This window comes from Microcystis sp. M53603_WE2 (genome assembly GCF_030065435.1).
The window spans coordinates 1-9225 of record NZ_JASJFF010001200.1 but is presented as its reverse complement, the minus strand read 5'-3'; the positions used below and the strand labels follow the sequence as shown (position 1 = coordinate 9225).

At 39.9% G+C, this 9225-nt stretch carries 8 protein-coding genes and 1 pseudogene; 1 reads left to right on the top strand and 8 read right to left on the bottom strand.

The genetic code is table 11. The annotated features are described in order from the left end of the window. Nucleotides 1–78: 78 nt before the first annotated feature. A pseudogene (locus PX481_RS25175) lies at nucleotides 79–513 on the top strand (IS4 family transposase); the annotation flags it as partial. Between the two features lie 75 nt (nucleotides 514–588). On the opposite strand, the gene PX481_RS25170 reads toward PX481_RS25175, so the two are convergent. The 8 genes from PX481_RS25170 to PX481_RS25135 all read right to left on the bottom strand — a co-directional run bounded on the left by PX481_RS25170 (nucleotide 589) and on the right by PX481_RS25135 (nucleotide 9030). Continuing rightward, on the bottom strand, nucleotides 589–1593 hold the full coding sequence (locus PX481_RS25170; RefSeq protein WP_002759957.1) for a hypothetical protein: 1005 nt from the start codon (nucleotides 1591–1593) through the stop codon (nucleotides 589–591). Nucleotides 1594–1932: 339 nt separating this feature from the next. Beyond that, nucleotides 1933–2955, bottom strand: coding sequence for a CobW family GTP-binding protein (locus tag PX481_RS25165; RefSeq protein WP_002759955.1), 1023 nt, complete (start codon nucleotides 2953–2955; stop codon nucleotides 1933–1935). Beyond that, nucleotides 2955–4220, bottom strand: coding sequence for a metal-dependent hydrolase family protein (locus tag PX481_RS25160; protein WP_002759954.1), 1266 nt, complete (start codon nucleotides 4218–4220; stop codon nucleotides 2955–2957). The genes PX481_RS25165 and PX481_RS25160 overlap by 1 nt, the downstream gene beginning before the upstream one ends. 130 nt (nucleotides 4221–4350) lie before the next feature. After that, the gene (locus tag PX481_RS25155; protein WP_002759953.1) at nucleotides 4351–4809 is read right to left on the bottom strand and encodes a hypothetical protein; all 459 of its coding nucleotides are present in this window, start codon (nucleotides 4807–4809) and stop codon (nucleotides 4351–4353) included. A gap of 123 nt (nucleotides 4810–4932) precedes the next feature. Beyond that, entirely contained in the window at nucleotides 4933–6204 is a 1272-nt protein-coding gene (locus tag PX481_RS25150) for a hypothetical protein (protein ID WP_288028244.1), read from the bottom strand. Between the two features lie 179 nt (nucleotides 6205–6383). Next, complete coding sequence (locus PX481_RS25145; RefSeq protein WP_288096683.1) at nucleotides 6384–7808, bottom strand: phosphatidylinositol-specific phospholipase C domain-containing protein; 1425 nt, start codon at nucleotides 7806–7808, stop codon at nucleotides 6384–6386. Between the two features lie 181 nt (nucleotides 7809–7989). Then, nucleotides 7990–8787, bottom strand: coding sequence for a lipase family protein (locus PX481_RS25140; protein WP_285891440.1), 798 nt, complete (start codon nucleotides 8785–8787; stop codon nucleotides 7990–7992). Between the two features lie 9 nt (nucleotides 8788–8796). Next, nucleotides 8797–9030, bottom strand: coding sequence for a hypothetical protein (locus PX481_RS25135; protein WP_002759947.1), 234 nt, complete (start codon nucleotides 9028–9030; stop codon nucleotides 8797–8799). Nucleotides 9031–9225: the final 195 nt, after the last annotated feature.

The following is a 9225-nucleotide window of genomic DNA, read 5'->3' as shown; positions in this document are numbered from 1 at the left end:
TCTAAGTACAGGACAAAAAGCTTGAAAAGTAGGCGGGAGTGGGGTTTTATGAGAAATAGCACTAATCTCGAAACCCCTATGAACCAGTATAATGCGTTGAAACAAGCTCTCAAACCTCATTTGCGATGGCACGGAGCAAGACTCTCTTTCCTCGCTCTATTCTTACTGGCTCTGTTGAAAGTAAAAACCGTCAACCTCAAGGAATTAGCCCTAGGTTTTGAAGGTCGGGTATTGGTAGAGTCCCATTACAAACGATGACAACGCTTGTTTGGGGACTTCGAGAGAGATTACCCTCAAATAGCTCCCATTGTAGTCCAGTGGCTCCATATCCCTCAACCCTGGGTATTGAGTATTGACCGCACCAATTGGTCATTTGGTAGTCATCACTACAACATCCTCACAGTCGGCATTGTCCATGAAGGGGTAGCGATACCCCTTCTCTGGTGGATGCTCAAGAAGAAAAAAGGCAACTCAAACAGCGATGAACGGATGCGAACGGTTACTTTCTTGATCTCCGCAATTATTTTGCCCACTGCTGTTATTGTATGTCTTGAATCCGCAAAAGTCCGTATAATTTAGCCAATAACATTATTTTTCTTTTTCTTCAATTAATCCCGATTCAGTTTTTTTCAGTAAATCTGAGGCAAATCTTTCACTAAATCCCACTAAAAAAGCACAGGAAAAGATAAATAAATCCTGACGGGCTTTGTTGGTTATTAAACTAGAAGAATTTTGATCCTGGGTAATCATAAAATCAATTTTAATCAACGTATTTGAGCTAATTAAACTAAAGATAAAAATACCGAAAATTAGACCAATTAAGGGTCTAAACAAACCAATAAAAAGAGGAATGAGGGGGTCGTCATATTTTTTGTCTGTAAAGTCGATAATTCTGAGTAAAATACTCGCAACACTTCCCAACACTCCTGCTGTTGCCGCATAAACTAAACCATAAAATATATGCCGATTAGGATTTATCGTATCACTCGATGATTTTAACTGTTCTGAATAACTACTAGAAGGAATGGGTACTGGGGAGTTTGCTTGAGGTAATGGTTTTGAAATAAGTGCCTCCTCTTGAGAGTGTTTCTGGTGTAAATTATCATCAAATATGTAAATTTCTTGAGCAGAAAATTTGAGGGCAATCATAGATAAAAAAGTTGTAATAGATAAACCTAAAAATATTTTGAATGGGACTGATCTTGTAGAATAGATAGAACTAAATCCATTTAAAATATGTCCCCATAAAAAATAGCGACTATGATTAATTTCCTTTTCTAGATTAATTCTGAATCCTCGAATAGCATCAACTCCGACTTTATTAGTTTTTGCCATGAGCAATATATATTTAATTTCCTCTAATAACAAAATCAATTTAGTTGGATCATTGTTAAAAATAAACCAACCAATTTTCCAGCTATTACTTTTTTTATAAATCAAATAATTCAGGTGATGAATCTGTTGAACTAACTTAGTGAGTTCTAGTTGTAATTCAGGAGAAATTATCGGCAAAACCTCTAATAAAACTTCCCTAATATCCGCATTTAAGGCGTTAACATCGTCATTTTTTTTTACTGGAGTGGAAGTTATCATATTTTTTGGGACTTTTTAGATTGATTAATAGAATGAAAAGGCTATCTCTCCTCCGTATGCCCTCCGGAGACTAATTCAATTTTGTTGATACATACCGACCCAAGGTATGTTTTGCCTCTAGCATGGAGTTCCCCGCGGCCGTCAGCTTCCCCTTACTCATCGTCAACCCGTTGCAGGACTTTCTCTAGGATAGGGCGGGTTTTCTAGATTACTAAAATTCTAACATAAAGTCCCCCTAGAAGGGCGAGGTTTTAAACCCAGTTTTTTGATAACTTTTTAGCCACTTTCTCGTTGTCACATTAGTAAAACGTTTCACCCTGGATAATTGTGATATATTTGTTACATTTCGTTACTTAAAATAAAATTATCTTTGGTTTGAGTTTTTAAATTTACCTCAAAATCCTCTACTCTTAAACAGCTATCTAATTGCTGCTGTAATATTTTTGTATTTATTGCCTCCGTGCTAATTAATACCAATTGGGTAAAGGGTGGATTATTACCCCATTCTTCGCCTATTTCTAAGGTAATTCTCGGCCCCACTTGTTGCAAAATTACTCCTCTATTGGGATGTTCAACAGTAGATAAAATACCCTTGGCTCGCCATACAGTTACGGGTAATTTCCCTAATATTTTTCCCAGGGTTAATAACTGAAAAGGGCGAACACTTTCATAACTCCAAGTATGAAAGTTATCAGAGTGATTAGATTTTAATTGACTAGATACAGAACGAACGGGAAATGAGTCCCTAAATCCTAATAATAAATCTAGGGAAACATCCCCATAACTCCCTTTTAACAAACGCACCCAAGGTGCTATTTTTTGGATAATTTGACTAGCATTAATTTGTGCTTTTTCATCAATCAAATCAATTTTATTGAGAACCACAATATCAGCAGCCGAAATTTGATCAATTAGCAAATCTTGATAGTTAATTTTTCCAGATGGTTCACAAATTTGGGGTAGATAGGTCGCATCAACTAGGGTAATAATACTTTCCAAGCGAATTATTCTACTTAAAACTGGACGCTTTAGGGTTTGTAACAGGGTATAAGGGTTAGCAATTCCACTGGCTTCAATTAAGATCTGATCTGGACGGAGAGATAGGATTTTGGGAAGGGAATTAACCAGATTATTTTGTAAACTACAACAAACACAACCTCCCTCAAGAGTGATTAGATCATCGTCTCTATTTTTAATTAACATCTGATCAATATTAAGACTACCAAAATCATTGACCAGTATGCCGAAACGGCGATCACTTTTACCCTTAAGAATGGAGTTAAGTAAAGTAGTTTTACCCGCACCTAAAAAACCCGTCAGCAGTGTTACTGGTGTCTTCCAGAGATTTGATGACAAAACCATTATACTTGTCCTCCCGATGGTTGTTTATAGATGACTCCCCGTTTCATCACAAAATCAACTTTACCAGTAACATTAATATCCTCAAAAGGATTACCCGGCATAGCGATAATATCAGCAAATTTCCCCACCGCTAACGCACCAATATTCGGCTGCATTAATAATTCAGCCGCTACAGTAGTTGCTGCTTTTAAAGCGCGTAAAGGAGTAATACCATTTTCAACCATCGCTGGAAACTCTTTCCAGTTATCTATATGAGGAAAAGTTCCCGCATCAGTACCAAAAGCAATCTTAACGTTACTTTTAGCTAAATTATCAGCACAAGCAATCAGTTGAGAGGCATATTTTTGATATTTAGCGTGTTGCCAAGGAGAACGACTTTTCCAATATTCAGGATTATTGGCATTGCGAGCTTTTTCTAAAACAGTGTATTGAGTTGGTACCAGATAAACTCCCTTCTGCTCCATCAATTGCAAAGTCTCGGAACTGGCAAGATTACCATGTTCAATGGAACGTACCCCCGCATTAACAGCACGTTGAACCCCTTCCCCTCCATAAGCGTGAGGACAAGCAGAAATACCGAAATCTTTGGCGGTACTAACCAGAATATTCATCTCCTCTTGGGAATAGGTGGTTTGACTCGGATCATCCGTAGGAGAGCTAAAACCCCCTGTGGCACAGAATTTAATCCAATCTGCTCCTGAGCGAATTTCTTCCCGTACTATGCGGATAATTTCTGCTGTTCCGTCTGCTACTTCAAATTTTTCTGGTCTGAACTGAAAAGCAACTAAAGAGGTAAAATCACCATGTCCTCCTTGGGCTGAAATCAGGTGAGGTGCTACCAATAGATCTGGTCCAATAATCCAGCCATTGGCGATCGCTTTTTTGAGATCGACGGTAATAAATTCTGGATCGGGACAACCCACTTCCCTTACAGTAGTAAAACCGTTCATTAACAGTATTTTCAGGGGATTTAAGCTATAAAGGGTCATTAATGGCACTGTCACCATATAAGGATTTTCTGGAATTGTAGGATCCCCTTCACAGAAGGTGATATGAACATGACAATCAATGAAACCAGGGGTAACGGTGTGTCCTTTTAGTTCAATAATTTGAGCGTTGCTGTGATCAACTGTTGTAGCGATCGCAGTGATATTCCCATTTTCGACGCGAATTTCCGTGGCACCAAGGGGATTATCAGCCAAACCATCCCAATATTGATCGGTTACGATTACATAATTTGGGCTAGTGGAATTAGTACCAGTCATCGTTGTTTCTCCTGTTGTTAATTTTTTCAGCGTTTTTATTAGTCTTGAGCTAGGCGATCGCTTAATATCTCGACTTCCACTGGATGAATAAGCCAATTCAAGTTGATAGTTAGCGAATCCGCTTTAATGGTTAGTCTTGATAGACATTCATAGTATGTAGCCAAATGGTATCCGTATCCGCGTTTTCTTGTGTACTACCTAACAAAATTTCAAAATAGGAACGACTATCATAGACATGACGAAGGATGTTACAACGTTCGCTGTCTTCAATTACATCAAAACCCGCCGTTTTATTGGGGATTAAAGTAATCGACTGCATCCCATTATCAGCGGCAAAGCAGAGACGAATATCTAAGGGACTTCCCAACCAAGAGGGATCATCAAAACCAAAGACAGAAAATAATCTAGCATTGGCAACCACTAGAGGTATATTGTAGGGTTTAAACTCAAAAGGAATAGCTCCCATATCGGCTTCACCCCGTCTGTCTCCGACAAAATCGCAGGGAAAGTTATTAAAATTCCATAAAAAAGATCCATCCTCATCTTTGACGGTGATGGTATAGCTTTCTTTGCATCGGTATAAAACCATAAATTGATGACCTCCTTGAATATTTGATTAAGTTTTGTTGATTCAAGAGATTGTTAGGTTGGTTGAGGAAAGTTTGTTTTTTTTTCTCACACCAACCAACTGGTACTATAGCGTCCTATTCGCTTAATAACCCGTTTGGGCATCGATTGGCCCAGCATCAATACCTGCAACTGCCCAACCGACAGCAACGGGATCCTCTGTCACCACGCCAAAAACCAACGCAGCGGCGGAAACAAGATCACTGATCCAGGTATGCCCAACACCGCTAGTCACCTTATTTGGTACTAACATTCCATTCTCAGGAATATTTGATTCTGGATTATAAGCTGCCAAGGTACTTAGGAAAACACCACATGAACCAGTTGCACACATATAAGTCAGATTGGCATCGGCAATGATGCCCCAGGGGCTCCCTGAGATGGTTGCATCCTGTTGGGCGGCATTGCCCACCGTGTTAGTGCTGGCATCGCAAACATAGATACTGCCCATAGAGGAATTAGAGGGGTTGGACGGAGCCGTGGCAATAAAGATTGCTCCCTCTGGATAATTTCCCGGATCTGCATTACCGGCGTTGGGTGAATAGGCCAAAGATAAAATGACCTGTCCACTGGGTACTGTCCAAATAGGACTTAACGAGGCATTGAAACCACTATAGGGCTGATAGTGCAAACCGCCAGCCGGGGTTGCCCAGTAAATGCCTTTTGGTCCCTTACAAACGTCAGTTGCATTACATCCACCGTCATACCCGTAAAGGGTAGGAGTTGAAGATGGGTTTTTGGCATTGAAAATAACCCCCGTGGCCGCACACCCGCCGAGTAACAGACAATCGTAATTAGTTAGCGTCCCCGCAGGGAAAAAGGTCAGAGATACGGACGCTCCATCCGTCTGGCTATAAGATGTGTTTGAACCCACATAAGACAAGCTCGGCACGCCGTTAGACCAAGTGACTGAATACCAGTAGAGGTTGCCATTAGACGCTGCCACGTAAAGAAGGCTTTCGGGGAAATAATAGAAAAGTCCGGCAATTGGCGCATCGGGTTGTTTTTCCGAAGCGATCTGAGTCGTGACATTACTACTTGTGAATTGGCTGCCTCGAGTAGCGGGATTAATGCTATTAAGCCAAATATTCTCGTCTTCAGATCCGTAAACAAAATAGTAAGGTGGTGAATAGTCAGTGTTGCTGTAATCAAGCAGAAACTCAATGGCAGTAGTACTGGCACCATTATTATCAAGATTACTCACCCCCCCTAAAGTATAACTTGGTGGGGTTGGATTCGGTGAAAATTGCCCAACCGAGATCCCACTTTGGTAAGCAGCGACGACAAAAGTATAGTTCTTATATTCACCAGCAGGAATAGTGATTGCCGAAATACATTGAGTGTAGGGAAAAGACATGATTATCTCCTTTTGAGTTGAAATTAAAGGGAATTACTTGAGAGGTCAGAAGTAAATAATTTAATTATTTTCCCTTTCTGTTCCTCCCCATTTACAGTCGTGCCGATTCCCACTGCCGACTGTATCAGAGATTTAGGATAACTAGGCTCAATTAGGGGCGATCGCCTATCTAATGGCAGTTACCATAGGGGTAAGTTATTTGCCCGTCGATACCCTTTTAAAATGTTTAAAGGGACTCCATTAATGAGAGCAGAAAAATTATTGACAGTGGTTTCTAGTTGACCTGTACTGGTATTGACGCGATTCCACCAATCAGTGGCAATAATGTTAGATTTGATGCCATTTAAACCAGCGAAAAAGCTAGAGAGTTCTTTAGGCACATTAGCTGGTACTCCATAAGCACCTTCATAATTATACTGAGCCATTAATGACCAGAGAAAATTATTAGGTTGGTTGATAGCGTCAATTTGTTGTTGTAAATAACTCTGCACGTCTGACCAAAGAGTTACACTTGTACCACACCAATATTGTTTAATAGAACTGCTCCAAAAGGGTGTATTTTGTGCTAACCAATCAGACATACTATCAGGAAATTCGAGAGAGCCAACTACAACTCGGCCAGTAGTTTGCCAAAGGTCTTTTAAGGGTTGAGAAATACCAGAGGGCGGAATTAATTTATCCTGTCCAATAGTGTTGATAATCAGATTAGATAAATCTTGATAGGTTTGGCTTGTCCAATTTCCCTCAAAATCATGTAAGTCAAGAATAACAAATTCTTGGGGATTATCAGCTAAAAATTGCGTTACTTGATTGAGAAAATCTACTAAAGTCAGGGGGAGAGCAAAACTCCCGTGACACATAACAAATTGATTATCCCCTGAGCCACTACTAAGCATTAATCTGAGATCAAGGGCGCGAATACCTTGACTAAGTTGCTGATTGATGTTTTGGTATTGAGTTTGTACCCATGATTGGCTAATACTACCAGCGCAATAAGTTGAGGCATCGTGAGTGCCTGGCAGGGTTAACTCATTGAGACAAAGGTTTTGAATACAAGGGGCAAATAATTCCATCCAATTATTAGCCCAGTGTAATACGGAAGGACGTAACACACTTTGATCATCTGCTAATCCGCCACTGCCATAATTAGGGGTTGGATAAGGACTAATTTGGCTTTGGGTATTACCAGGGAAATAACCAAGGGCGATCGTTACTACCCCATCATGAATCCATCCTACAGCAGATGTATTAGTAGTATCTGGAGTAGGATAAACAAAAAGACCATTGGGAATATTTTGCCATTCAACTAAAACCCCATAACCTGCTTCTGAGGGGACAGGCGTTGATAGTCCGTGAACTCCACTCTTTTTAGCACTAATTGTAAAGTTAAAGTTACTTACCTCCTCAAGGGTATATTCAACATCACCCGCATCATCTATACTGTCATGACCTACTGTTTCTTTAAACTCAGCATAAAATTGAGTAAAGGAATTAGGACTAATCTGAGAAGATGGCTCCCACTCCATCTGGTAACTGTGGGATTTTACTTGATTGATGTTATATGGCGTAGCGTTGACAATTTGTATGTGAAATCCAGCACCCATAATAATTTTCTCCTTGATGAAGATGAGTATTGTTGACTTTTTAAAGTCGTTAATTGAGTTACAGTTAAAGATAATTACTTGAGAGGTCAGAGAAGTAAATAATTTAATTATTTTCCCTTTCTGTTCCTCCCCATTTACAGTCGTGCCGATTCCCACTGCCGACTGTTTAGCGATAGAATAATTAGCTTAACTTAGTGGCAATATCATCTAAATCTTGCTCTGTTAGCGTGAGAGAATCAGCCACATTTTCCGTCAGCGGCCAGTCAATTTCCAGAAGATTGAAATAAGCTTGGATATGCTGAAAATAGGCTTCTTGCAGAAATTGCTTCAGGGGGTTTGGTTGCGGTTGAGAAAAAACGCCACATTTACCTTTCATGGCAAAAGTGCTGGGATTTAACGCCAGATAATTACAGTTTTTCACTTTCTGAATTTGACTATTAACTAATAGTGCAATTCTCGAAGATTTAGGAATATTACAAGATTCATACAGGGTGGGAATCTGCTTTAATTGCTGAATATTCCAAGCATGGGGAACAATATCCAAACTATTCCAGAGTCGGCTGCTTTGATTGAGACCTGGCTCCGTATTTCCGTAGTAATCAGAAAAGGTTTGATCCCCTGGAGTTGCTCCCGCAGAAAATTGGGTATTGACGGTGATTTGTTTACCAGTAGGGTTCCAAGTTGCTTGATTTTCGTACAGCCATAATGCCATTACTGGAGATAATGCTCCGCCTAAACTATGGCCGGTGGTAATGATTTCAATAGGTTGGTCAGATTGGCTGGGAATTTCCTGGGTCAAAAATTCTAACAGGGAGCGGTTAGAGGTATCTTTCAGGTTTTGCAGAATAGTAATTCCGGTATTTGTTCCTTCGGAAATTTTTCCGCGTTCGGGGAATTGCGTTGACCAGGAAACCATGTTATGGGTAGCAGCATCCTCCTGTAACCAGTCAAAAACTGATTTCGGATTCGTAGCAGCGATCGCAACTACCTATTGAGGGTTATTGGTTTCGGCATTTTCTCCCTTCGCCACATACATAATATTATCCCAGTTCTGATTTTTAGGATCATGATAATAAATAACAGGACCCCAAAGAATTGTCCATTGACCAATTTTTCCTTGAACCGTAGGTTCGGCTAAATCTGTAATAACTTTCTCGCTATTATTGATATTAGCGAACATGGAAAGACAGAAAAGCGTTTGTTGTTGATCGTAAGTAGGCATTGAAATTTTCTCCAATTGTCAATTGATTAGGCGTATCTTAGACAAATCTAGGTAATTGTCACAACACAAATTTCACAAAAAAGGGATGACCGCTCTTTTTAACTTGATTAAGTTGACCCCAATTTACCCCATCATTAGAGGTGTAAAAATTAGCACCAGAACAGCTATTTGAGGATAAACCTGTAGGACAAGCAT

What these genes read in the sequence shown, in the direction of transcription:
- PX481_RS25170 (WP_002759957.1), bottom strand. Translation starts at nt 1,593, where the DNA reads ATGATAACTTCCACTCCAGTAAAAAAAAATGACGATGTTAACGCCTTA.
- PX481_RS25160 (WP_002759954.1), bottom strand. Translation starts at nt 4,220, where the DNA reads ATGACTGGTACTAATTCCACTAGCCCAAATTATGTAATCGTAACCGAT.
- PX481_RS25150 (WP_288028244.1), bottom strand. Translation starts at nt 6,204, where the DNA reads ATGTCTTTTCCCTACACTCAATGTATTTCGGCAATCACTATTCCTGCT.
- PX481_RS25155 (WP_002759953.1), bottom strand. Translation starts at nt 4,809, where the DNA reads ATGGTTTTATACCGATGCAAAGAAAGCTATACCATCACCGTCAAAGAT.
- PX481_RS25145 (WP_288096683.1), bottom strand. Translation starts at nt 7,808, where the DNA reads ATGGGTGCTGGATTTCACATACAAATTGTCAACGCTACGCCATATAAC.
- PX481_RS25135 (WP_002759947.1), bottom strand. Translation starts at nt 9,030, where the DNA reads ATGCCTACTTACGATCAACAACAAACGCTTTTCTGTCTTTCCATGTTC.
- PX481_RS25165 (WP_002759955.1), bottom strand. Translation starts at nt 2,955, where the DNA reads ATGGTTTTGTCATCAAATCTCTGGAAGACACCAGTAACACTGCTGACG.